Source organism: Streptococcus mitis, from assembly GCF_047459985.1.
Lineage (GTDB): Bacteria > Bacillota > Bacilli > Lactobacillales > Streptococcaceae > Streptococcus > Streptococcus mitis_DZ.
The window spans coordinates 40,292-65,652 of sequence record NZ_JASHHD010000002.1 but is presented as its reverse complement, the minus strand read 5'-3'; the positions used below and the strand labels follow the sequence as shown (position 1 = coordinate 65,652).

The 25,361-nt window shown below is 39.9% G+C and carries 18 protein-coding genes; 10 read left to right on the top strand and 8 right to left on the bottom strand.

Translation table 11 applies throughout. The features are described 5' to 3' along the window. Positions 1–44: 44 nt before the first annotated feature. On the bottom strand, positions 45–854 hold the full coding sequence (locus QM959_RS01860; protein WP_414371042.1) for a Cof-type HAD-IIB family hydrolase: 810 nt from the start codon (positions 852–854) through the stop codon (positions 45–47). 201 nt (positions 855–1,055) lie between these two features. On the opposite strand from QM959_RS01860, the gene QM959_RS01855 reads away from it, so the two are divergent. From QM959_RS01855 to tnpA, 10 genes are all read left to right on the top strand, one after another. Further along, positions 1,056–1,727 (top strand): lysostaphin resistance A-like protein, encoded by a 672-nt coding sequence (locus tag QM959_RS01855; RefSeq protein ID WP_414371040.1) that lies wholly within the window; start codon positions 1,056–1,058, stop codon positions 1,725–1,727. Positions 1,728–1,856: 129 nt separating this feature from the next. Continuing rightward, on the top strand, positions 1,857–5,132 hold the full coding sequence (rexB, locus tag QM959_RS01850; protein WP_414371038.1) for an ATP-dependent nuclease subunit B: 3,276 nt from the start codon (positions 1,857–1,859) through the stop codon (positions 5,130–5,132). Further along, positions 5,129–8,779 carry a helicase-exonuclease AddAB subunit AddA gene (gene addA, locus QM959_RS01845; RefSeq protein ID WP_414371036.1) on the top strand — a complete coding sequence of 1,217 codons (3,651 nt, stop codon included), beginning with the start codon at positions 5,129–5,131 and terminating at the stop codon, positions 8,777–8,779. Before rexB ends, addA begins: the two co-directional genes overlap by 4 nt. A gap of 17 nt (positions 8,780–8,796) precedes the next feature. Continuing rightward, positions 8,797–9,975 (top strand): hypothetical protein, encoded by a 1,179-nt coding sequence (locus QM959_RS01840; protein ID WP_414371034.1) that lies wholly within the window; start codon positions 8,797–8,799, stop codon positions 9,973–9,975. A 188-nt stretch (positions 9,976–10,163) separates the two neighbouring features. Next, entirely contained in the window at positions 10,164–11,015 is an 852-nt protein-coding gene (gene ylqF, locus QM959_RS01835; RefSeq protein WP_414371032.1) for a ribosome biogenesis GTPase YlqF, read from the top strand. Then, positions 11,002–11,781, top strand: coding sequence for a ribonuclease HII (locus tag QM959_RS01830; RefSeq protein WP_414371030.1), 780 nt, complete (start codon positions 11,002–11,004; stop codon positions 11,779–11,781). The genes ylqF and QM959_RS01830 overlap by 14 nt, the downstream gene beginning before the upstream one ends. A 16-nt stretch (positions 11,782–11,797) precedes the next feature. Next, complete coding sequence (locus QM959_RS01825; RefSeq protein ID WP_414371028.1) at positions 11,798–13,348, top strand: chloride channel protein; 1,551 nt, start codon at positions 11,798–11,800, stop codon at positions 13,346–13,348. 61 nt (positions 13,349–13,409) lie between these two features. After that, positions 13,410–14,153 (top strand): CPBP family intramembrane glutamic endopeptidase, encoded by a 744-nt coding sequence (locus QM959_RS01820; RefSeq protein WP_414371027.1) that lies wholly within the window; start codon positions 13,410–13,412, stop codon positions 14,151–14,153. Between the two features lie 334 nt (positions 14,154–14,487). Beyond that, positions 14,488–15,558, top strand: a complete 1,071-nt coding sequence (xerS, locus tag QM959_RS01815) for a tyrosine recombinase XerS (RefSeq protein WP_414371025.1) — start codon at positions 14,488–14,490, stop codon at positions 15,556–15,558. A gap of 211 nt (positions 15,559–15,769) precedes the next feature. Next, complete coding sequence (gene tnpA, locus QM959_RS01810; protein WP_414371023.1) at positions 15,770–16,243, top strand: IS200/IS605 family transposase; 474 nt, start codon at positions 15,770–15,772, stop codon at positions 16,241–16,243. Between the two features lie 136 nt (positions 16,244–16,379). On the opposite strand, the gene QM959_RS01805 is transcribed toward tnpA, so the two are convergent. The 7 genes from QM959_RS01805 to QM959_RS01775 form a co-directional block, all read right to left on the bottom strand. Beyond that, entirely contained in the window at positions 16,380–17,369 is a 990-nt protein-coding gene (locus QM959_RS01805) for a lipoate--protein ligase (RefSeq protein ID WP_414371022.1), read from the bottom strand. A gap of 58 nt (positions 17,370–17,427) precedes the next feature. After that, entirely contained in the window at positions 17,428–19,134 is a 1,707-nt protein-coding gene (gene lpdA / locus QM959_RS01800; protein ID WP_414371020.1) for a dihydrolipoyl dehydrogenase, read from the bottom strand. Between the two features lie 39 nt (positions 19,135–19,173). After that, positions 19,174–20,217, bottom strand: coding sequence for a dihydrolipoamide acetyltransferase (locus QM959_RS01795; RefSeq protein WP_414371018.1), 1,044 nt, complete (start codon positions 20,215–20,217; stop codon positions 19,174–19,176). 327 nt (positions 20,218–20,544) lie between these two features. Next, on the bottom strand, positions 20,545–21,537 hold the full coding sequence (locus QM959_RS01790) for an alpha-ketoacid dehydrogenase subunit beta (protein WP_414371017.1): 993 nt from the start codon (positions 21,535–21,537) through the stop codon (positions 20,545–20,547). 16 nt (positions 21,538–21,553) lie between these two features. Beyond that, positions 21,554–22,522: a thiamine pyrophosphate-dependent dehydrogenase E1 component subunit alpha gene (locus QM959_RS01785; RefSeq protein WP_414371015.1), complete on the bottom strand. Its 969-nt coding sequence runs from the start codon at positions 22,520–22,522 to the stop codon at positions 21,554–21,556. Positions 22,523–22,703: 181 nt separating this feature from the next. Further along, positions 22,704–24,044, bottom strand: a complete 1,341-nt coding sequence (locus tag QM959_RS01780) for an MATE family efflux transporter (protein WP_414371013.1) — start codon at positions 24,042–24,044, stop codon at positions 22,704–22,706. A 41-nt stretch (positions 24,045–24,085) separates the two neighbouring features. Continuing rightward, positions 24,086–25,354: a dihydroorotase gene (locus QM959_RS01775; RefSeq protein WP_414371011.1), complete on the bottom strand. Its 1,269-nt coding sequence runs from the start codon at positions 25,352–25,354 to the stop codon at positions 24,086–24,088. Positions 25,355–25,361 lie beyond the last annotated feature (7 nt).

The window sequence follows — 25,361 nt, the reverse complement described above, 5'->3', positions numbered from 1 at the left end:
AAAAGCCCAGTTGGCTAGAAATACTAGTTGACTGGGCTTATTTTCTACAAAATATATTTCTCAATAGCGCGTGCAACACCATCTTCTTCATTGCTAGCAGTTACGGCATCAGCAAGAGATTTGACGTGGTCGCTGGCATTTCCCATGGCGATCCCTAGCCCAGCAAACTCTAACATCTCAATATCGTTATTGGCATCCCCCATTGCCATGATTTCAGAAGGTTGAATATCTAAAATCTCAGCCAAGCGAGAAAGAGCAGAAGCCTTGGTTGTGCCAAGTGGCATCGCTTCATAGATAACAGGTTGAGAACGAACTCCGCTAAATCTCTGACAAAGTTCTTCAGCAAACCGTTGTTCAAAGTCATCCGTTTGCTCTTTTGTGCCTAAGAACATGCCTTGGAACATACGATACTTACCACTAGTAGCTTCTTCCAGTGAGATTTCAGTCAGATCAGCAAAGACAAGTGTGGCATCATATTGAACGATAGGATTTGGTTCGCCTCCGAGAACGAAGTAGTGTTCCTCGTCAAAGAGAGTCAATTGGACCTCACTCTTTTCAGCAAGTTCATTCAGGTATTCAATGTCTGATTTGCTAAGTTCTCTCCAGTCAACAAGGCCCCAATCACTCGTTTGGTGGGTAGAACAACCATTGTTGACAATAACGTATTCATTCTGCAAATCAAGACCGAGTTTCTTATAATAGGGGAGAACTCCAAAGAGAGGTCGACCAGTACAGAGAACCAGTTTGACACCTTTGTCGATAGCCTTATGAATGGCATCAATATGAGCCTGAGGGATTTCCTTGGCTTCGTTGAGCAGAGTTCCATCCATATCTAGGGCAAGTAGTTTAATCATAATATTTCCTTTTCACGTGTTTTGTCTATATTATAGCATATTTTGAGGGAAATAAGGATTACTATTTCAATTTAGGACATTTCGATGACAATTCAAGATTTGTAGAATATATTTGGAAAATATATGCTATACTAAATTTGTTATTTAATTAAGCAAACCGCTCTATTCAATAATTTAGTCAAGAAAAGCAGAAAATTTAATATGAAAAAACGAATTATTCAGATTTTACTAGCATTATCCTTAATTTTTTATAAATCAACTTGGTTTTGGTGGATTTTTAATCACCTCGCAAAGCCCTATCTACCAGCAAGTCGTGAATTTTTTCATATTCTGCTTTTGATGGAGAGTGGAGCTCTTTTGTCAGCAGTTATCTATCTACTAGTTTTTGCAGGAAAGAAAACTTTTCATTTCAAGTTGCGGCTGAGGTATTTTATCTACCTTTTACTGGGCTACATCATTTCGTATATATCTGACTTCCTCTTTTCTTATCTCATATCCCCGTCTTCAAATCAAATTTCCTTGAATGAAACGGTAGAAATGATGGGACGACAGGAGTTACCCTATTTTTTGCTCATAGTTTGCTTCATCGGCCCTGTTGCTGAGGAATTGATTTATCGTGGTGTGCTTATGACAACCTTTTTCAAAAACTCGCCTTGGTACGGAGATGTCTTGCTTTCTGCTATTATTTTCGGTTATATTCATATCGATTTTGCTTTAACTCCTCTTGCTTTTTTCATTTATGCTAGTGGAGGGCTTATTTTAGCCCTATTGTATCGCATGACAAAAAGTCTCTACTATCCAATACTAGTTCATATTCTCATCAATATCACTGCCTTCTGGGACGTGTGGTTACTCCTATTTTCAGGAAGCTAGCTTACTAAAACAATGTCGGAACCTTCCGGCATTTTCTTTTCAACAGATGAGCAAGAACTAATTATTTACAGACTTGGGTGGCTAATCATGGTATAATATAGGGTAATGAAAAATTCCAACGAGGCAGAGATGAAATTACTTTATACTGATATTCGGACTTCTTTGACAGAAATTCTAACCAGAGAGGCGGAAGAGCTGGTTGCTGCTGGTAAGCGGGTTTTCTACATTGCCCCTAACTCTCTTTCTTTTGAAAAGGAACGTGCCGTGCTGGAGTGCTTGAGTCAGCAGGCTTCTTTTGCTATCACAGTCACGCGCTTCGCGCAGATGGCTCGATACCTGATTTTGAATGACTTGCCTATAAAGACCAGTCTAGATGACATCGGTCTTGGGATGGCCTTTTACAAATGCCTTGCAGAACTTGACCCTAAGGATTTACGTGTTTATGGTGCCATTAAGCAGGATCCTCAATTTATCCAGCAGTTGATTGAACTTTACCACGAGATGACCAAAGCTCAGATGAATTTTTTGGATTTGGAAAGCTTGGCGGATGAGGACAAGAGAGCCGATTTACTCTTGATTTTTGAGAAAGTAACGACCTATCTCAATCAAGGCCAGTTGGCTCAGGGAGGTCAGTTGTCCAATTTGATTGAGGCTATTGATAATAACAAGGTAAGTAGTGATTTTAGCCAGATTGCCTTAGTCATTGATGGATTTACCCGTTTTTCTGCCGAGGAAGAACGGATTGTGGACCTACTTCATGCCAAGGGAGTTGAGATTGTCATTGGGGTTTATGCTAGTAAGAAAGCTTATGCTAGTCCTTTTAGCGAGGGCAATCTCTACCAAGCCAGTGTGGAGTTTCTCCATCATCTAGCCTCTAAATACCAAACTCCTGCTCAATACTGTTCTCAGACTCATGAGAAAATGGATAGTTTTGACAAGGCCTCTCGTTTATTGGAATCATCCTATGACTTTTCAGAACTTTCTTTGGATATCGATGAGAAAGACCGTGAAAACTTACAAATCTGGTCTTGCTTGACGCAAAAAGAAGAGTTGGAGTTAGTAGCTCGTAGCATTCGTCAGAAATTGCATGAGAACTCAGACCTGAGTTACAAGCATTTTCGAATTCTCTTGGGGGATGTAGCGTCTTACCAGTTATCGCTGAAAACCGTTTTTGACCAGTACCAGATTCCTTTCTATCTTGGAAAAAGCGAATCCATGGCTCATCATCCTTTGACACAGTTTGTCGAGTCTATTTTAGCTTTGAAACGCTATCGTTTCCGTCAGGAAGATTTGATTAACCTTCTTAGAACAGGTCTGTATACCGACCTTAGTCAGGCTGATATTGATGCTTTTGAGCAATATATCCGTTATCTTGGTATCAATGGCTTGCTAGCCTTTCAGCAAGCCTTCACCAAATCCCACCATGGAAAATTTAATCTGGAACGTTTAAATGTTCTTCGTCTGCGTATTTTAGCCCCTCTTGAAACTCTTTTTGCCAGTAGAAAACAGAAGGCAGAAAATCTCTTGCAAAAGTGGAATTCTTTTCTAAAAGAAGGAGCGGTGACTAATCAACTCCAAGATTTGACAGTCACTATGGAAGCTCTTGAACAGGAAAGACAGACTGAAGTTTGGAAGGCATTCTGCCATGTTTTAGAACAATTTGCGACTGTTTTTGCTGGTTCACAGGTTAGTCTAGAAGACTTTCTTGCCTTGCTTCATTCTGGAATGAGTTTGTCTCAGTATCGTACCATTCCAGCGACAGTGAACACTGTTCTGGTGCAGAGTTACGATTTGATTGCACCTTTGACGGCTGATTTTGTCTACGCTATTGGGCTGACTCAGGACAATTTACCAAAAATTGCTCAAAACACCAGCCTTTTGACAGATGAAGAAAGGCAAAACCTAAACCAAACGACAGAGGAAGGGGCGCAATTGCTGATTGCCAGCAGTGAAAATCTCAAGAAAAATCGCTATACTATGCTTTCCTTGGTCAATTCTGCCCGTAAGCAGTTGGTTTTGTCGACTCCAAGCCTTTTTAATGAAAGTGAAAGCAAGGAGTCAGCCTATCTTCAAGAGCTAGTCCATTTTGGATTTAGTAGGAGAGAGAAGAGGATGAATCACAAAGGGCTGTCTAAGGAGGATATGGGGTCCTATCACAGTCTTTTGTCTAGTCTGGTTGCCTATCACCAGCAGAGCGAGGCGAGCGATACTGAGCAAGATTTGACCTTTGTCAAGGTTCTGGCGCGTGTCATGGGTAAAAAACTTGACCAAAAAGGCCTTGCAAATCCTGCCCTTCCAACCAGCCCAAGCAGTAAGCCCTTAGCCAAGGACACCTTGCAAGCTCTCTATCCTGCTGAACAGGAATTTTATTTGTCTACCTCTGGCTTGACGGAGTTTTATCGCAATGAATACAGCTATTTCCTCCGCTACGTTTTAGGCTTGCAGGAAGAATTGCGCCTACGTCCAGATGCTCGTAGTCACGGAAATTTCTTACACCGCATTTTTGAACGCGCCTTGCAGTTGCCTGACGAAGATTCCTTTGATAAACGTTTAGAACAAGCTATTCAAGAAACCAGTCAAGAACGAGAATTTGAGGCTATTTATCAGGAAAGTTTGGAAGCCCAGTTTACCAAGGAAGTTCTTCTTGATGTCGCCCAGACAACTGGACATATTCTCCGACACAATCCAGCCATCGAAACCATCAAAGAGGAAGCAAATTTCGGTGGAAAAGACCAAGCCTTTATCCAATTAGATAATGGTCGCAGTGTCTTTGTACGAGGTAAGGTTGACCGCATTGACCGATTGAAAGCTGATGGGGCGATAGGAGTGGTAGACTACAAATCCAGTCTGACTCAGTTCCAGTTTCCTCATTTCTTTAATGGACTCAATTCCCAGTTACCAACCTACCTAGCTGCCCTAAAAAGAGAAGGGGAGGAGAACTTTTTCGGTGCCATGTACTTGGAAATGGCTGAACCTGTCCAATCTCTGATGGCTGTTAAAAGTCTGGCAGGTGCAGTAGTAGAAGCCAGCAAGTCAATGAAATACCAAGGCCTCTTTTTAGAAAAAGAAAGCAGTCACTTGGGCGAATTTTACAATAAAAACAAGGCTAATCAGCTGACAGATGAGGAATTCCAGCTCTTACTGGACTACAATGCCCATCTTTACAAGAAAGCAGCTGAGAAGATTTTAGAAGGCCAGTTCGCTATCAATCCATACACAGAAAACGGCAGAAGTATTGCCCCATACGTTCAGCAACATCAATCCATCACTGGTTTTGAAGCCAATTACCACTTGGGTCAAGCCCGTTTTCTTGAGAAGTTGGACTTAGCTGATGGCAAGCGTCTTGTTGGAGAAAAACTCAAGCAAGCTTGGTTTGAAAAAATAAGAGAGGAGTTGAATCGATGAAGCCCATTCCCTTTTTAACTGAGGAAGAAATTCAAAAACTGCAAGAAGCAGAAGCAAATTCGAGCAAGGAACAGAAAAAAACGGCCGAGCAAATCGAAGCCATCTACACTTCTGGTCAGAATATCCTCGTTTCAGCATCGGCTGGTTCTGGGAAGACTTTTGTCATGGCTGAGCGTATTCTGGACCAGTTAGCGCGTGGTGTCGAAATTTCTCAACTCTTTATCTCAACCTTTACCGTCAAGGCTGCGACTGAACTCAAGGAACGTTTGGAGAAAAAAATCAGCCAACAAATCCAAGAAACGAATGATGTCGACCTCAAACAACACTTGGGTCGCCAGTTGGCAGACCTACCCAACGCTGCTATTGGTACCATGGACTCTTTCACACAAAAATTCCTTGGCAAACATGGCTATCTGCTTGATATTGCTCCTAATTTCCGTATTTTACAAAACCAAAGTGAACAACTCCTTCTCAAAAACGAAGTCTTCCATGAGGTCTTTGAAGCTCATTACCAAGGGAATCAGAAAGAAAAGTTTAGCCATTTGCTGAAAAACTTTGCAGGGCGTGGCAAGGATGAACGGGGTCTGCGCCAGCAAGTCTACAAAATCTATGACTTCCTCCAATCCACCAGCAATCCTCAAAAATGGTTGAGTGAGTCTTTCCTCAAAGGCTTTGAAGAGGCTGATTTTACCAGTGAAAAAGAAAAACTGACTGAGCAAATCAAACAAGCCCTTTGGGATTTGGAAAGCTTTTTCCGTTATCATCTGGATAATGATGCCAAGGAGTTTCCCAAAGCTGCATTTTTAGAAAATGTCCAGTTGATTCTGGATGAAATTGGCTCCTTAAATCAGGAGTCCGATAGTCAGGCTTATCAGGCAGTGCTTGCGCGTGTTGTCGCAATCTCGAAAGAGAAAAATGGTCGGGCTCTGACGAATGCCAGTCGTAAGGCTGATTTGAAGCCACTGGCCGATGCCTACAACGAAGAGAGAAAAGCCCAGTTTGCTAAACTGGGACAACTAGCAGACCAGATAACGATTCTCGACTATCAAGAACGTTATCATGGAGACACATGGAATCTAGCTAAAACCTTCCAATCTTTCATGAGCGATTTTGTGGAGGCTTATCGTCAGCGTAAGCGCCAAGAAAATGCCTTTGAATTTGCTGATATCAGCCATTATACTATTGAGATTTTAGAGAATTTTTCTTCTGTCCGTGAGGCTTATCAGGAGCGTTTCCATGAAGTCATGGTCGATGAGTATCAGGACACCAACCACATTCAAGAACGAATGTTAGAATTGCTGTCTAATGGCCACAATCGCTTTATGGTGGGGGATATCAAGCAGTCCATCTACCGTTTCCGTCAAGCAGACCCGCATATTTTCAATGAAAAATTCCAACGCTATGCGCAAAATCCACAAGAAGGAAAGCTGATTCTCCTCAAGGAAAATTTCCGTAGTAGTTCAGAAGTGTTGTCAGCAACCAATGATGTCTTTGAACGTCTCATGGATCAAGAGGTCGGCGAAATCAACTATGACAACATGCACCAGCTTGTTTTTGCCAATACCAAACTGACTCCAAATCCAGACAACAAGGCAGAATTTCTCCTCTACGACAAGGACGACACAGGCGAGGAAGAAGAGAACCAAGCAGACACAAAATTAACTGGTGAGATGCGCTTAGTCATCAAGGAGATTCTGAAACTTCATCAGGAAAAAGGTGTTGCCTTTAAAGAAATTGCCCTTCTGACCGCCAGTCGTAGTCGTAATGACCAGATTCTCCTCGCCCTGTCTGAGTACGGAATTCCTGTCAAAACTGACGGAGAGCAAAATAATTATCTCCAATCGCTAGAAGTGCAAGTCATGCTAGACACCCTTCGTGTCATTCACAATCCCCTGCAAGACTATGCCTTAGTTGCCCTTATGAAGTCTCCAATGTTTGATTTTGATGAGGACGAGTTAGCACGTTTATCCCTTCAGAAAGCAGAGGATAAAATCCAAGAAAATCTCTATGAGAAACTGGTCAATGCTCAAAAACTGTCAACAAGCCTAAAAGGATTGATTCACTCAGCTCTAGCTGAGAAACTAAAGCAATTTATGGATATCTTGGCTTCTTGGCGCTTGTATACCAAAAACCACTCCCTCTATGACCTGATTTGGAAGATTTACAACGACCGTTTTTATTATGATTATGTTGGGGCTTTGCCAAATGGTCCTGCTAGACAGGCCAATCTCTATGCACTAGCTCTGCGTGCTGATCAGTTTGAAAAGAGCAATTTCAAGGGCTTGTCTCGTTTTATTCGTATGATTGACCAAGTCTTGGAAGCCCAGCACGATCTTGCAAGCGTGGCAGTTGCACCGCCAAAAGATGCAGTAGAGCTCATGACCATCCACAAGAGTAAAGGGCTGGAGTTTCCTTACGTCTTTATCCTCAATATGGATCAAGATTTCAACAATCAAGACTCTATGTCAGAAGTCATTCTCAGTCGTAAAAATGGGCTTGGTGTCAAATATATTGCTAAGATGGAGTCAGGGGCAGTGGAAGATCACTATCCTAAAACCATCAAACTCTCCATTCCTAGCCTGACTTATAGGCAGAACGAAGAGGAATTACAGCTGGCAAGCTATTCTGAGCAAATGCGTCTGCTTTATGTTGCCATGACGCGGGCTGAGAAAAAGCTCTATCTTGTCGGCAAGGGTTCTCGTGAAAAGATGGAAGCCAAGGAATACCCAGCAGCTAAAAATGGAAAACTAAATAGCAACACTAGACTCCAAGCAAGGAATTTCCAAGATTGGATGTGGGCTATTACTAAAGTATTTGCTAAGGACATTCTCAACTTTAGCTATCGTTTTATTGGTGAAGATCAGCTGACTAGAGAAGCTATCGGAGAGTTGGAAAACAAAAGTCCACTCCAAAATAGCTCCCAAGCAGACAACCGCCAGTCTGAAACTATTAAAGAAGCGCTTGAAATGCTGAAAGAAGTGGAAGTATATAATACTCTTCACCGCGCAGCCATTGAACTTCCTAGTGTTCAAACCCCAAGTCAAATCAAGAAATTCTACGAGCCTGTTATGGATATGGAAGGTGTTGAGATTGCTGGTCAAGGCCAGTCAGTAGACAAGAAGATCAGTTTTGATTTACCAGATTTTTCAAGCAAAGAAAGGGTAACTGGAGCTGAGATTGGTAGTGCTACCCATGAACTCATGCAGAGAATTGATCTCAGTCAGCGACCAACGCTTGCTAGCCTGACAGAAACTCTCAGACAAGTTCAAACCAGGCCGGCTGTCAGAGACAAGATCAATCTTTCTCAAATTCTTGCATTCTTTGACACAGCACTCGGTCAGGAAATTCTCGCAAATACCAATCATCTCTATCGCGAGCAACCCTTCTCCATGCTCAAACGAGACCCAAAGAGTCAGGAAGACTTTGTTGTCCGTGGTATCCTTGATGGCTATCTGCTGTACGAGGACAGAATTGTTCTGTTCGACTATAAGACAGACCGCTATGATGAACCAAGTCAACTCATAGACCGTTATCGTGGTCAGTTGGCCCTATACGGAGAGGCTTTATCACGAGCCTATTCGATTGAAAACATAGATAAATACTTGATTTTACTCGGTAAAGACGAGGTTCAAGTTGTAAAAGTATAATCTAGAAAGGAGACCTCATGACACTCCCAGTTAGAAAATCCCTGCATGATACGGTTTTACAGGCTTCAAAAGCTGATACTTGGGAACAAGCTACCAAGGAATGGAATGAAGTTTCCTTGATTTTTAACGGTATCGGCCGTAGCAATTGTGTCTGTGGAAATGCCATCAAGTACGCCTACGAACTCTTTAACGGCGTCACAGGTCAACGCCTCTTTCCGATTGGTAGCGATTGTGTTCGGCATTTTCATCGATTAAGCCTTGACCAGCAACTGGAAGAGGAAGAAAAACTGCTCAGAAAGGTTGAAAATCTGACCAGAAAAGCCCAGAAAAAGGAAAAAATCAAGGTTAACAAAAGTGATTTTGACGAACGACTTCTAAAATGGCTCTGGGAAAAAGGTGTTTTTAAACCCAATCGTGGCAATCAGTTCTCACCTGAAAGAGACTACCAGCTCTTCCTGGAAGTCTTTCAAGGAGGAAGTTGGACCAAGGCAGAGCCTAAGAAGAAGGCTCGTATGGAAGAAGTCCTTGAAAAGTGTATCAAACCCTTTTTACTTGGGAAACCAGATGACCAACTCTACCTTGTCAAGCTAGGTAAGGAGAAAATTGATTACGAGCAAGGACTGCGTATCCAAGCAGAGAAAGAACGTAAGAAGAGGGATAAAATCGCCAAGCAATATGCAGATAATCTAGTCCTAGCTATGGGACCAGCAGAACGAGCCTACCAAGACTACTTTGGCTTTACAGAGACCCTGACCCAAGAAGAACGCAAGTGGGAGAAAATTCTTTTTGGTAAAAATCGAACAGAACGGGCTATTAAGGCCAAACAATACCAAAAAGAGTTGGAAAAAGAACAACGAATTGCAGGTCAGGATCCAATTGAAAGAAAGCAGAAGCAGACCTGGCTCCTCAATTCCTATTTTCGTGAGCTTCCTGAAGAAAAATCCAGATTTGCTCGGCTCTTATTAGAATATCGAAAAAGTGGAGAAGTTCCTTTTTCAACTGAATACTTATCAGACCATCTGCTCGACTTTTTCTATAAAATGAAAGCCTTTGAGTTTGAAATCTCACCAGAACAAGTCCGAGATTTTCTAAAAGAAAGCCTCCAGGCAGATCATCTCTCCTCAGCACAAGAAAGCTGGATAGAAGGAATTCTAACAAATTGTATAGTCCCATTTTTATCTCGAATACTCATCTAAAACTAAATATATAAGACATAGAATTTTATATAAAGTTAATATACAAATCAAGTGGATTTAAAATCAGTCTTCCTTAATAAAGCAGCTATTCCAGATAAAAGCTTATGCAAAAAAGAATAATTTATGATAGAATAGAGGATAAGAAAGAAAACGTTTTTACAATTTTTTCAATCCGAAGGAGATATATTATGGCTACTATTCAATGGTTTCCTGGTCACATGTCTAAAGCTCGTCGACAGGTTCAGGAAAATTTAAAATTTGTTGATTTTGTAACGATTTTGGTGGATGCACGTTTACCTCTATCTAGTCAAAATCCTATGTTGACCAAGATTGTTGGTGACAAACCAAAACTCTTGATTTTAAACAAGGCAGACTTGGCCGATCCAGCAATGACCAAGGAATGGCGCCAATATTTTGAATCACAAGGAATCCAGACGCTGGCTATTAACTCCAAAGAGCAAGTAACTGTAAAAGTTGTAACAGATGCGGCCAAGAAGCTCATGGCTGATAAGATTGCTCGCCAGAAAGAACGTGGGATTCAGATTGAAACCTTGCGTACCATGATTATTGGGATTCCAAATGCTGGTAAATCAACTCTGATGAACCGTTTGGCTGGTAAAAAAATTGCCGTTGTCGGCAACAAACCAGGTGTTACCAAGGGACAACAATGGCTCAAAACCAATAAAGACCTGGAAATCTTGGATACACCAGGGATTCTCTGGCCTAAGTTTGAGGATGAAACTGTTGCGCTTAAGTTGGCCTTGACTGGAGCTATCAAAGACCAGTTGCTTCCTATGGATGAGGTAACTATTTTTGGCCTCAATTATTTCAAAGAACATTACCCAGAAAAGTTGGCTGAACGCTTCAAACAAATGAAAATTGAAGAAGATGCGCCTGTTATTATTATGGATATGACTCGCGCCCTCGGTTTCCGAGATGACTATGACCGCTTTTACAGTCTCTTCGTGAAGGAAGTCCGCGATGGCAAACTCGGTAACTATACCTTAGATACATTGGAAGACCTCGATGGCGACGATTAAAGAAATCAAAGAACTCCTTGCAACAGTCAAGGAGTTAGATAGCCCTATTTTTTTAGAGCTTGAAAAGGACAATCGCTCTGGAGTTCAAAAGGAAATCAGCAAGCGTAAAAAAGCCATTCAGGCTGAATTAGATGAGGAGCTTCGTTTAGAATCTATGCTTTCCTACGAAAAAGAACTGTATAAGCAAGGATTGACCTTAATTGCTGGTGTTGATGAGGTTGGCCGTGGTCCTTTGGCTGGTCCTGTAGTCGCTGCAGCTGTTATTTTACCTCAAAATTGTAAGATTAAAGGTCTCAACGACAGCAAGAAAATTCCTAAAAAGAAACATCTGGAGATTTTCCAAGCAGTTCAAGACCAAGCCTTGTCAATCGGCATTGGTATCATGGATAATCAAGTCATCGACCAAGTCAATATCTATGAAGCAACCAAACTGGCCATGCAGGAAGCAATCTCCCAGCTCAGTCCTCAACCTGAGCACCTTTTGATAGATGCCATGAAACTGGAATTACCAATTTCACAAACTTCCATCATCAAAGGGGATGCTAATTCCCTTTCAATTGCAGCAGCTTCTATAGTAGCCAAGGTCACACGTGATGAATTGATGAAGGAATACGATCAGCAGTTCCCTGGCTATGATTTCGCTGCAAATGCAGGATATGGAACAGCTAAACACCTAGAAGGAATGGAAAAACTAGGAGTTACACCTATTCACCGAACCAGCTTTGAACCCGTTAAATCGCTGGTTTTAGGAGAAAAAGAAAGTTAAGTTAGAAGGAATGATTATGGAGGAACAGTCAGAAACACTCAGTTCCAAGAAAGAATTTGCCTTTGCCTCGAGCACCATATTATCCCAAGTTGGACGAGGAATCATTGTCGGTCTCGTCGTTGGAATCATTGTCGGATCCTTTCGTTTCTTAATCGAAAAAAGCTTCCACCTGATACAAGGACTTTATCAAGATCAAGCGCACCTCGTGCGCAATCTTTTTGTACTGGTTTTATTTTACATACTCATCTGCTGGCTCAGTGCTAAATTAACTCAATCAGAAAAAGATATCAAAGGCTCAGGAATTCCTCAAGTCGAAGCCGAACTGAAAGGCCTCATGACCCTCAACTGGTGGGGCGTTCTTTGGAAAAAATATGTGCTAGGAATTCTAGCTATTGCCAGTGGACTCATGCTGGGGCGTGAAGGGCCAAGTATTCAACTTGGAGCGGTCGGTGGTAAAGGTATTGCCAAGTGGCTCAAATCCAGTCCAGTAGAGGAACGTTCCCTGATTGCCAGTGGTGCTGCAGCAGGATTAGCCGCAGCCTTTAATGCTCCGATTGCAGGACTTCTCTTTGTCGTAGAAGAAGTCTACCATCATTTTTCAAGATTTTTCTGGGTTTCAACCCTGGCTGCCAGTCTGGTAGCAAACTTCGTCTCTCTTCTCATCTTCGGCTTAACACCTGTTCTGGATATGCCTGATGATATCCCTCTCATGAGTTTGAATCAATATTGGATTTATTTAGTAATGGGGATTTTTCTTGGACTCTCAGGTTTTCTTTATGAGAAAGCCGTTCTAAATGTCGGCAAAGTTTATGAATGGATTGGCCAAATGCTTCATATTGATAAAGCTTATCATCCAATTTTTGCTTTTAGCCTGATTATTCCTGTGGGAATATTCCTGCCACAGATACTTGGTGGAGGCAATCAGGTTGTCTTATCCTTAACAGAACAAGATTATAGCTTCCAAATTCTCTTACTTTACTTTATCATTCGCTTTATCTGGAGCATGATTAGTTACGGAAGTGGACTGCCAGGTGGAATTTTCCTACCTATTTTAGCACTAGGTTCTTTACTTGGTGCCCTAGTAGGCGTTATTTGTGTCAATCTTGGCCTTGTTAGTCAGCAGCAATTTCCAATTTTTGTAATTCTTGGAATGAGTGGCTATTTTGGAGCTATTTCAAAAGCACCTTTGACAGCTATGATTCTTGTAACTGAAATGGTTGGTGACATCCGCAATCTCATGCCTTTAGGGATGGTGACCCTAGTTGCCTATATTGTTATGGATTTGCTCAAAGGAGCGCCCGTATATGAAGCCATGCTAGAAAAAATGTTACCTGAATCAGCAACTGATGATGGAGAAGTTACACTGATAGAAATCCCTGTTTCAGACAAAATAGCTGGAAAACAAGTACATGAACTCAATTTACCTCATAATGTGCTTATCACAACCCAAGTACATAACGGTAAAAGTAAGACTGTTAATGGATCTACAAGGATGTATCTAGGTGATATGATCCATCTCGTGATTCCAAAAAGTGAAATTGGAAAAGTGAAAGATTTGCTTTTATAGAAGTGTTGATTTACATAATTTTTATTACGAAAAGTTATAATATATTTTGAAAGGTTTCTCTATGAAAAAAAATAAGGCAATTTTGGTATATTTGCTAGGAACATTTATCCAATTAGTATCCGTTTGTCTAGTTTTCTTTCTATTAAATCGTTACTCTGTTCAGTCTGATGTATTAACTATTTCAGGAATCATTCTAGGTGGAATTTCTTCAGCTCTTTGGGGAATAATTGTTGCGAACCGATATTTTCATATTCATTTTAAGAAGATTTTAAAAGATTTTTTTAACATTCATACCAGTTATAAACATTATTTATTATCTTTTTTTCTAATTATCCTTGATTTTTCTTTTCTAATGTTTGGTGGGAAAATGTTAGAATTTAGCTGGTATCTCCCTTTTTTGATGTTCTTCAAATTTATTTTATTTGGAGGAATAGAAGAGATTGGATGGCGATATGTATTTCAACCAATTTTACAAGAACATTTGCCGTATTTCCTCTCAACAATCTTAACCTTTTTTAGTTGGGCTATTTGGCATCTGTTGTACTTTTACATAGATGGTTCCCTGGCAATATTACAATTGACGCCGTTTTTATTTGGATTACTGACAAATTCTTTCATACTATCAGCACTTTATATTAAAACAAACAATCTCTGGATTTGTGTAATGACTCATTCAATTATTAATGTCTTGTCTCAACTAACCATAGATACTAATCAATACGAAACTTACTTGATAAAAATCTTCGTCATCTTAGTTTCATGCTATATGGTAATGAATAAAAAAGAAGAGTATAGTCGTAACTGATTGTATTGGTAAACTTTTCATTTTAATAAAATGAAATATAAAACTCCAAAACCAAATCAAATATGATTTGGTTTTTATGATAATAAGAATCAAATTTTACTTGAATTACATTTATTAGAGTTGAAAATCGATGGAGGAGCATTTAGTAAAAAGAATAAAAAATTTTAATCATAATAAATTAATTAAAAGAAAAACTAAAAAAATTTAGGTTACACTAGCAAAGATTTAGATAATGCATATATCCCCTATAACATCTTTCCGAAAAACTATAATTTTCTTGAAAAATATACCTGGTTATGCTATACTACTAGTATAGAAAGATTTGGAGAAAAACATGAAACGTGAGATCTTATTAGAACGCATTGATAAACTCAAACAAGTCATGCCCTGGTATGTATTAGAATACTACCAATCGAAACTGGCCGTTCCATACAGTTTTACGACCTTGTATGAATACTTAAAGGAATACGATCGATTTTTCACCTGGGTCTTGAAATCTGGTATATCGGATGCTGACACCATGGCCAATATCCCATTAGATGTTTTAGAAAACATGACAAAGAAAGATTTGGAATCTTTCATTCTATATTTACGAGAACGTCCTTTGTTGAATGCTAACACAACGAAAAATGGTGTGTCTCAAACAACCATTAACCGTACACTTTCTGCTCTTTCTAGTCTCTATAAGTACTTAACTGAAGAGGTTGAGAATGAACAAGGCGAACCTTATTTCTACCGTAACGTCATGAAGAAGGTTGCTACCAAGAAAAAGAAAGAAACCTTAGCCGCTCGAGCTGAAAATATCAAACAAAAACTCTTTTTAGGTGATGAGACAGAAGGTTTTCTGAACTATATCGACCAGGAATACCCTAAAACTCTCTCAAATCGCGCTCTCTCATCATTCAATAAAAATAAAGAACGTGATTTAGCCATTATAGCGCTTCTTCTTGCCTCTGGTGTCCGTCTCTCTGAAGCAGTAAACCTGGATCTTCGAGATCTTAATCTTAAGATGATGGTGATTGACGTCACTCGAAAAGGTGGAAAACGTGACTCGGTTAATGTTGCTGCCTTTGCTAAGCCCTATTTAGAACAATATCTTGCCATTCGGGACAAACGATATAAGACAGAAAAGACCGATACAGCCCTCTTCTTAACTTTGTATAGAGGTGTTCCCAATCGTATCGATGCTTCCAGTGTTGAAAAGATGGTAGCCAAGTATTCAGAAGACTTCAAAGTCCGGGTAACCCCCCACAAGCTTCGTCATACACTTGCAACTAGGCTCTATGATGCAACTAAATCCCAAGTTTTGGTCAGCCACCAGCTAGGACATGCTAGCACACAAGTAACAGACTTGTATACCCATATCGTTAATGACGAACAGAAAAATGCCTTGGATAGTTTATAAGAAACATAATATAAATTATGTAATATTTGATTATAAAAAAGAAGCTGGATAAAACCAACTTCTTTTTTTTGTTATGGCTTCAAGCCAGTTTTTCTCGTAGAGAAAAACAAGAAAACCACCAGCTATGCTGGTGGCTGACAAGGCTTCTAGCTTCCATTTATTTTTCCAAGTATAATCTAATTGTTCAGGTTAGATAAAGGAGGAAAAATAAATGGCTAAAACCAGTTACAGTTTATCACATACCAAATGGATGTGCAAATATCATATAGTTTTTACACCTAAGTATCGCCGTAAGGCGATATATTACAAAGTCAGGTCGGATTTGATAGATATTATTAAATATCTATGCCGTTGTCGTGGCGTGGAGATTATCGAAGGTCATATGATGCCAGACCATGTACACCTGCTTGTACTGATACCTCCTAAACTTTCGATTTCCGATTTTATGGGGTATCTCAAGAGTAAAAGTGCATTGATGATATTTGATAAGCATGCTAATTTAAAATATAAGTATGGAAATCGAAAGTTTTGGGCTAGGGGATACTATGTAAGTACCGTTGGACTAAACGAAAAGACCGTAGCTAAATATATTCGCGAGCAGGAAAAGAATGACATTGCACTCGATAAGTTGAGTGTAAAAGAATATGAAGATCCGTTTTCTGATGGTGGATTTAGAACAAGGTAAAAGCCCGTTGTGACGGGCATTAGTCAAGTAATATAGCACGACCTGAACGAAGTTCAGCGAGCGTCTTTAGACGCCGCTGGAGAGAAACGGCTTATAGCCGGTGTACAAGCCACCCGTTTTCACGGGTGGTTATGACTTATTCTACAACTGCTTCAGCAATTTCTTCTGCAGTAATTCCTGCGAAATAACGGCCTAAATTAATCGTTTGAAGAGCTTTAAGGACATCTTCACGTTCGTATTTAACGCCACGAAGAACATCTTCTACTGCTGCAACATCTTCGATACCGAAAAAGTCACCGTAAATCTTGATGTCTTGGATTTTTGATTCAATGACATTCGCAAAGATTTCAACCTTACCGCTTGGGAATTTAGTTCCACGACGAACATTGTATTCAGGTGATTTACCATAGTTCCAGTCCCAAGTCCCAAACTTAGTTTCCTTGATACGATTGATTTCAGCCAATTCCTCATCTGAGAAGACATACTCTGTCATTTCAGGGTATTCTTTTTTCATGTATTCCAAAAGTAGGTCACGGAATTCTTCTACGGTGATTTTTTCTGGCAATTCATCTACGATATTGGTTACACGAGCACGAACTGATTTAACACCTTTTGATTCAAATTTGTCTTTAGATACCTTGAGAGCATTGGCAAGGACAGTCAAATCAACGTCAAAGAGAAGGCAACCATGGTGCATGATGCGTCCATTGATATAGGCTTGGGCATTACCACAGAATTTTTTACCGTCGATTTCTAAGTCGTTACGACCTGTAAATTCAGCTTTAACACCAAGTTGAGCTAAAGTATTGATTACTGGAGTGGAGAAACTCTTAAAGTCAAATGCTTTAGTTTCATCTTCTTTAGAAATGATGGTATAGTTAAGGTTGTTCAAATCATGGTAAACAGCTCCACCACCACTGATACGACGCACCACTTCAATTCCATTTTCACGAACGTAATCACGGTTGATTTCTTCGATGGTATTTTGGTGACGTCCTACAATGATAGATGGTTTGTTAATCCAAAGCAAGAAAATTTGATCCTCGTCCAAAAGGTGTTTAAAGGCATATTCTTCCAAAGCAATATTAAAGGCAGTGTCGTTTGAATGATTGATAATGTATTTCATAAGATACCTTCTAATACGATAGAGACTGGAAAATAATTCCAGTCTAGTCTATCTATTTTTATTTTTTCTTAGGTGAATGGATAGCCATTCCAAGAACATCAGCAAATGCTTCGTACATAACTTCAGAGTATGTTGGGTGACCGTGGATTGTCTTAAGCATTTCTTCAACAGTGATTTCCATTTCGATGATACTTGACGCTTCATTGATCAACTCTGCAGCAGCAGGACCAATGATATGAACACCAAGGATTTCACCATATTTCTTGTCTGCAATGACTTTAACAAAACCTTGAGCAGCATCAGAAGCAATCGCACGTCCGTTAGCAGCAAAGTTGAATTTACCGATTTGGACATCATATTTCTCACGAGCTTGTTCTTCAGTCAAACCAACTGCTGCTACTTCTGGAAGTGTGTAAATAGCTGCAGGAGTCAAGTTCAATTTAGCAACATGGTGATTCCCTTTAAGGGCATTTTCAGCAGCAACTTCACCCATACGGAAGGCAGCGTGAGCCAACATCTTAGTACCGTTGATATCACCTGGCGCATAGATACCTGGAACAGAAGTTTCCATGTACTCGTTAACCTTGATACGACCACGGTCTAGCTCAAACTCAACTTCACCGATACCTTCAAGGTCTGGAACACGTCCGATTGATAGAAGAGCTTTGTTAGCAATGATATCATCTTTTCCTTCAACTTTGATACGAAGTTTGCCATCTTCTTCAATGATTTCTTGGAGTTTAGTATCCGTCAAGATTGTCATACCCTTGCGTTCAAGGATTAAACGAAGGTTCTTAGATACTTCAGCATCCATTGCTGGAACAATACGATCCATCATTTCGATAACAGTAACTTTTGAACCGAAGGTCATGAAGGCTTGACCGAGTTCGATACCGACAACACCACCACCGATGATCACAAGGCTTTCTGGTACTTCGTTCATTTCAAGGATGTCATCACTAGTCATAACAAGAGATGATTCCATACCAGGAACGTTGATTTTGCTGACTTTTGAACCACCAGCAAGGATGATTTTCTTGGTTTCAAGCAATTCAGAACCATTTACCAAGACATTCTTATCTTTAGTGATTGTACCGATACCTTTATGTACAGTAACTCCGTAGCTACGAAGAAGACCCGCAACACCACCAACAAGAGTATTAACAACTTTTGATTTCGTTTCTAAAAGTTTGTCCATGTCAACAGTGAAGTTAGGATTTTCAATCACAATACCACGATTTGCAGCGTGACCGATATTTTCGATAATTTCAGCGTTGTGAAGGTAAGTCTTAGTTGGGATACATCCGCGGTTCAAGCATGTTCCACCAAGTTCAGATTTCTCAACAAGAGCAACCTTACCACCTAATTGAGCTGCTTTAATGGCAGAAACATAACCAGCAGGTCCACCACCAATAACAACGATATCATAAGCATCATCACTCTTACCATCATCGTTTGAAGCGCTAGCTACAGCAGGTGCTGGACTAGCTTCTGGTGCAGCTGCCCCAGCAGTTGGGATATTTTCCCCTTCTTCACCAAGATAACCGATAACTTCAGTAACAGGGACAGTTTCTCCATCACCTTTAAGGATAGCGATCAAGTAACCGTCTTCTTCGGCTTCCAATTCCATGCTGACTTTGTCAGTCATGATTTCCAAAAGGATTTCTCCTTCTTTTACAAATTCTCCGACTTTTTTATTCCATTGGACGATTTGTCCTTCTGTCATATCCACGCCGGCTTTTGGCATAATTACTTCTAAGGCCATATCTTACTTCCTTTATCTATATTTCTAATAATAAATACTTTAAACCAACATTGAGATTGGGTTTTCAATCAAAGCTTTCAAGTCTTTCATAAACTTAGCACCAGCCATACCATCTACGACACGGTGGTCAATTGTCAATCCAAGACTCATAATTGGACGAATTACGATTTCACCATTTACTACAACCGGTTTCTCAACCGTTGAGCTAACGCCGAGGATTGCTGAGTTCGGTTGGTTGATGATAGGACCAAATGATTGAACACCAAACATTCCCAAGTTACTGATGGTGAAGGTTGAATTTTGCAATTCGCTAGGAGCTAGTTTACCATCCAAAGTACGTCCGATAACGTCTTTGAAGGCAACTACCAACTCAGACAAACTCATTTTTTCAGCATTATAAACAACTGGCGTCATCAATCCATTATCCATTCCAACTGCCATCGCAAGGTTGACATAATTGTGAGTGATAATTGTCTTACCATCTTCAGTTAATGAAGCGTTGATGTATGGGTGTTTCATAAGAGTCTTAACAACCGCAAGTGAGAGCAAGTCAGTAACAGTAATTTTCTTACCAGTTGCTTCCATGATTGGATCAAGGACTTTCTTACGAAGGGCAAGCATTTGAGACATATCTACATCGTAGTTAAGCGTGAAGGTTGGTGCAGTCAAGTAAGATTCAACCATACGTTGAGCAATAACCTTACGCATCGGTGTCATTGGAATACGCTCGATTTCACCATAAGGAGTTACATTATCTGGAACTTCTTCCACTTTTTCAATCTGAGAAGGTGACTTAATCGTATCGTTTTCGATATTTTCAGGAAGGAAAGCTAAAACATCCTTCTTCATAATCTTACCACGATGACCAGTCCCTTGGATTTCCTGCCATGCAATGTTATGTTCAAGGGCAATTCGTTTTGCAAGTGGTGAAATGCGAACCACATTAGTGTCTTTAAATGTTTCCACGTCTTCTTTGTGGACACGACCGTTTGCGCCTGAGCCAGAAATATCGTAGAGATTAATTCCTAAATCATCCGCTAATTTTCTAGCTGCAGGAGTCGCTCTTAGCTTATCATCAGCCATGACCTCTCCTATTCTATACTAAGATATTAAGGACGAAGAGGGCAATGAAAAAATAGGAGATTGACGATGTGTTCGATGAACACAAGGAAATCTATCTTTTTTTCACAGACCTCCGTCCGAATTCAATTACATGATACTAAGGGCGTTTAAAAGCGACCGAAAAATAGGAAATCTACGCAGACTTCGATGAAGTAAAGGAGATTTATCTTTTTTCCGAACTTTTAGCCCGTGCTCTAATCTAAGATATCAAGAACGCAGAGAACTCTGCACCTAAAAGATACAAAGTTTCTCGTCCGATTAATTTATTTACATAATTTATTTTATGTATTATTGCTTGTTGTGAGTTTTACGGATTGCATCTTTGATGCTTTCAACTGTTGGGATCATTGCGTTCTCAAGGTTTTGTGCGTAAGGCATTGGTACATCCTCACCTGCACAACGGCGAATAGGTGCATCTAAATAATCGAATGCTTCTGATTCTGAAATAATAGCTGAGATTTCACCAATATATCCGCTTGTTTTGTGGGCGTCGTTGACAAGAACTACTTTTCCTGTTTTCTTAACTGAGTTAATGATGATTTCTTTATCAAGTGGAACCAAAGTACGTGGGTCTACTACTTCAACTGAGATTCCTTCTTCAGCCAATTCTTCAGCTGCTTGGATGACACGTCGAAGCATTTTTCCATAGGTTACTACTGTTACATCAGTTCCTTCGCGTTTGATTTCTCCGACACCAAGTGGGATAGTATAGTCTGGATCAACAGGAACTTCACCTTTTTGGTTAAATTCTGATTTATATTCAAGAATGATAACAGGGTTGTTGTCTCGAATAGAAGACTTGAGAAGTCCTTTCATATCAGCCGGAGTACCTGGAGCAACAACTTTCAAACCAGGAATATGGGTAAACCATGATTCCAATGATTGTGAGTGTTGAGCTGCAGAACCTACGCCGTTACCAGCGGCACAGCGGATTGTCATAGGTACTTGACCTTTACCACCAAACATGTAACGAGTTTTAGCTGCTTGGTTGACGATATTATCCATGGCAATAACAGAAAAGTCCATGAAGGTCATGTCAACGATTGGGCGAAGTCCCGTCATAGCAGCACCCGCAGCTGCACCAGAAATAGCTGCTTCAGAAATAGGACAGTCACGAACACGTTCTGGTCCAAATTCTTCAAGCATACCAACAGATGTACCAAAGTCTCCACCGAAGACACCGACATCTTCACCCATCAAGAGTACATTTTCGTCGCGACGCATTTCCTCAGACATTGCAAGGATAATGGTATCGCGGAAAGACATTAATTTTGTTTCCATATTTCTCTACTTCTCCTTAGTCTGCGTAAATATCTTCAAATGCTGATTCTAGTGGAGGGAAAGGACTTTCTTCAGCAAATTTAACAGATGCTTCCACTGCTTCCTTAACTTGTGCTTGAATTTCTTCGAGCTCTTCTGCACTAGCAATATTATTCGTTACAAGGTACTTGCGAAGGTTTTCAATTGGATCTTTTTCTTTCCACGCATCGACTTCTTCACGTGTACGATATTTACCAGGGTCAGATGACGAGTGACCAAGCCATCGGTAGGTTACACTTTCAATTAAGACAGGACCTTTACCAGAACGAACATGATCAACTGCTTTCTTAAATCCTTCGTATACATCGATAACATTGTTACCGTCTTCGATAAACATTCCAGGAATTCCATATGCAGCACTACGCTCATGGATATGCGCCACATTTGTCATTTTCTTAATATCGGCAGAGATTCCATAACCGTTATTGATACAGTAGAAAATAACTGGTAGATTCCAAATTGAAGCCATATTAACAGCCTCGTGGAATACACCTTCATTTGTCGCGCCATCACCAAAGAAGCAAACAACAATCTTACCAGTCTTTTTCATTTGTTGAGTAAGGGCTGCACCTACTGCGATTCCCATACCACCACCTACGATACCGTTAGCACCAAGGTTACCCGCATCTAGGTCGGCGATATGCATAGATCCACCTTTACCTTTACAAGTTCCCGTATATTTACCAAGGATCTCAGCCATCATACCATTAAGGTCGATTCCTTTAGCAATAGCTTGTCCGTGACCACGGTGGTTTGAAGTAATCAAATCATCTGGGTTGAGAGCTAACATAGCACCCACGTTAGCCGCCTCTTCTCCAACAGAAAAGTGAGTCATACCGGGCACTTTACCTTTTTTTACTAATTGAGCAATTTTTAAATCCATACGACGAATTTCTTCCATCTTACGGAACATCTCAAGCAAAAGATTTTTATCTAAAGTTGACATAATCTTGCCTTTCTAAGTTAAATTTCTTATACTTCTATTTTAACTTATAGGTTAACTAGAGTCAAAGATTATGCTTTATAATTTTTCACAATATAAAAAAAGAAAAGTCAATGAAATCAAGACTTTTCTTTACATAAAACAACTATTTCACAAGCTGATTTTCAGGGATAATTTCAACAAATTATTTGAATCTTTTCATAATAACTTGTAAACGCCACTGGTAGAGTAGTCCGCTGACTACTAAACTTACAATAAGACCTATCCAGTAGGAATAGGCATCGAGATCTGTTGAATAATCTAGGAACAACCCCAGAGGTATAGCTACTCCCCAGTATCCCAAAAGTCCCAGATAGAAAGGGATGACTGTGTCTTTATAACCACGTAATATACCTTGTAATGGTGCTGCAAATGTATCAGCTAATTGGAAAAACAAGCTATAAGTCATAAAGCTAGCAGTTAATTGGATGAACTCCGAATCATGGCCATACAGACTAGCAACATTTTCTCTAAAAATATATAAAAAGAAAAGTGTTAAAATCGCAAATACCATAGCAGATAGACGTCCAATTTTTATATATTTCTTAGCATCATCTAGACGTTTAGCACCGACTTCGTAAGAAACAACAATAGCCATTGCTGTTGAAATGCTCATAGGAAAGGCGTACATGAGAGATGAAAAGTTCATGGCAGATTGATGACTTGCTATTATCAAAGATGAAAACTTTGCCATAATCAATCCTACTGCTGAAAAAATAGCAACCTCTGCAAATACAGTTCCACCAATAGGTAACCCCAATTTTATTGCTTCTTTTATTTTATTCTTGTCTAAAGGTAATCGGTTCTCTAAATGGAGTTCTTTTAGTTTTTCTTGTTTGAGAAGAACGAATATAGAAATTAGCAACAAAGCCCAATAAGCCAAAGAAGTACCAAGACCTGCTCCTGCTCCTCCAAACTCAGGTAAACCATAGACGCCGTATATCAATAAGTAGTTGAAACCGCTATTTAGAGGTAACAACAGAAGCATTAAATACATGGATAGCTTAGTCAGCCCTAGAGCGTCTAGCAATGAACGAATGACACTAAAGAGTAAGAGTGGAATGATTCCGATTGACAAAAACCATAGATAACGAATAGCTATATCCGCCACTTCTAGTTCTAACCCCATATTGCTTAAAACAAGAGGAGCAGCGATAAAGACTAAAACAAAAAGAAAAATTGATAAGCCAAGCGAAAGATAAAGAAATTGATAAAAATCAGAAGCCACTTCCTCTTTCTTTCCTCTTCCTAAATGATGGCCAACGATAGGAACTAAGGCCGAAACAATCCCTGTTAAAAAGGTAAAAAAAGGATTCCAGATACTGGTTGCCATAGACACACCAGCCAAGTCCATGGTATTGTATTGACCTGTCATAGTCGTATCAACAAAGGAGGCAGAATAATTTGCAAATTGATAAATCAGGATAGGGAAAAATATCTTTAAAAATAAGATAAACTTGTCTTTAAAATGATGGGTTTGATACATATAGGCTCTCTATTCTTTTTGTTTACAGAGCAGACTCCCACCTAGTTTTGATAGACGATTTGTCCCTTACAGATGGTGTATTTAACCTGCCCTTTTAAGGTTTCACCGATAAATGGTGAATTAGTTGCTTTCGAAGCAAAATGGGAGTCCACAAGGCGGTCAGCCTTAGCATCAAAAATAGTGATATCTGCTGGACCATTCTCAGCCAAATAACCTGCTTCAAAATGATACAATTTAGCTGGATTAATAGTCATTTTTTCTAATAACTGCATTAAGCTTAGTTCCCCAGCTTCTACTAGGTAAGTTAGACCAAGTGACAAGGAGGTTTCAAGTCCTGTCATACCTGATGGTGCTTTAGTAATATCCTCGACATTCTTCTCATCTACATGATGAGGCGCGTGGTCAGTCGCTATAACAGAGATAACTCCCGATTTCAGACCTTCAATAACGGCAAGACGGTCTGACTCCAATCGTAATGGTGGGTTCATTTTTGCATTGCTTCCTTGGGTCAATAGCAAAGCTTCAGTTTTAGAAAAATGTTGTGGTGCTACTTCTGCTGTTACTTGCGCACCTAATCCTTGAGCAAACTCGACAACTTTGACACTTTCTTCTTTTGATAAATGCTGAATATGGACATGAGCCTTTGTTGCATAGGCGATCATAACGTCACGTGCAATCATAGCATACTCAGCTACTCCTGTCGCCCCACAGATATGGAAATGTTCTTTAGCAATGTTTTCATTGAAACCGAGAATTCCATTCAAGCCAGGATCTTCCTCATGTAAGCTGATAAAGGTGTTATGTTTTTTAGCCTCTTCCATAGCTTCTTTGACAACTTTACTGCTTTCAAGCGGAATACCATCATCAGAAAAACCTACAGCTCCAGCTTCTAAAAGTACCTTAAAGTCTGTCAAATCTTGGCCATTAAAGTTTTTGGTAATAGTGGCCACAGTCTTGACGTTGATTTTTTCCTTAGCTGCTGACTGAAGGACTTCTTGCAAGGTCTCTACGTCAGAGATTGTTGGATTAGTATTAGCCATCATAACGACAGTTGTAAATCCACCAGCAGCAGCTGCAAGAGCACCTGTATGAATGTCTTCCTTGTGAGTTTGACCAGGTTCACGGAAATGAACATGGATATCCACCAAACCAGGTGAAACAACAAGACCTGTAGCGTCAATAATTTCTACTCCTTCTTCCTTAATCTCAGGAGCAATTTCATGAATCTTGCCATCTTTAACCAAGACATCACACACTTGATCCAAACCAGACTTAGGATCCATTACTCGTCCATTTTTAATTAGTAACATCTATTTT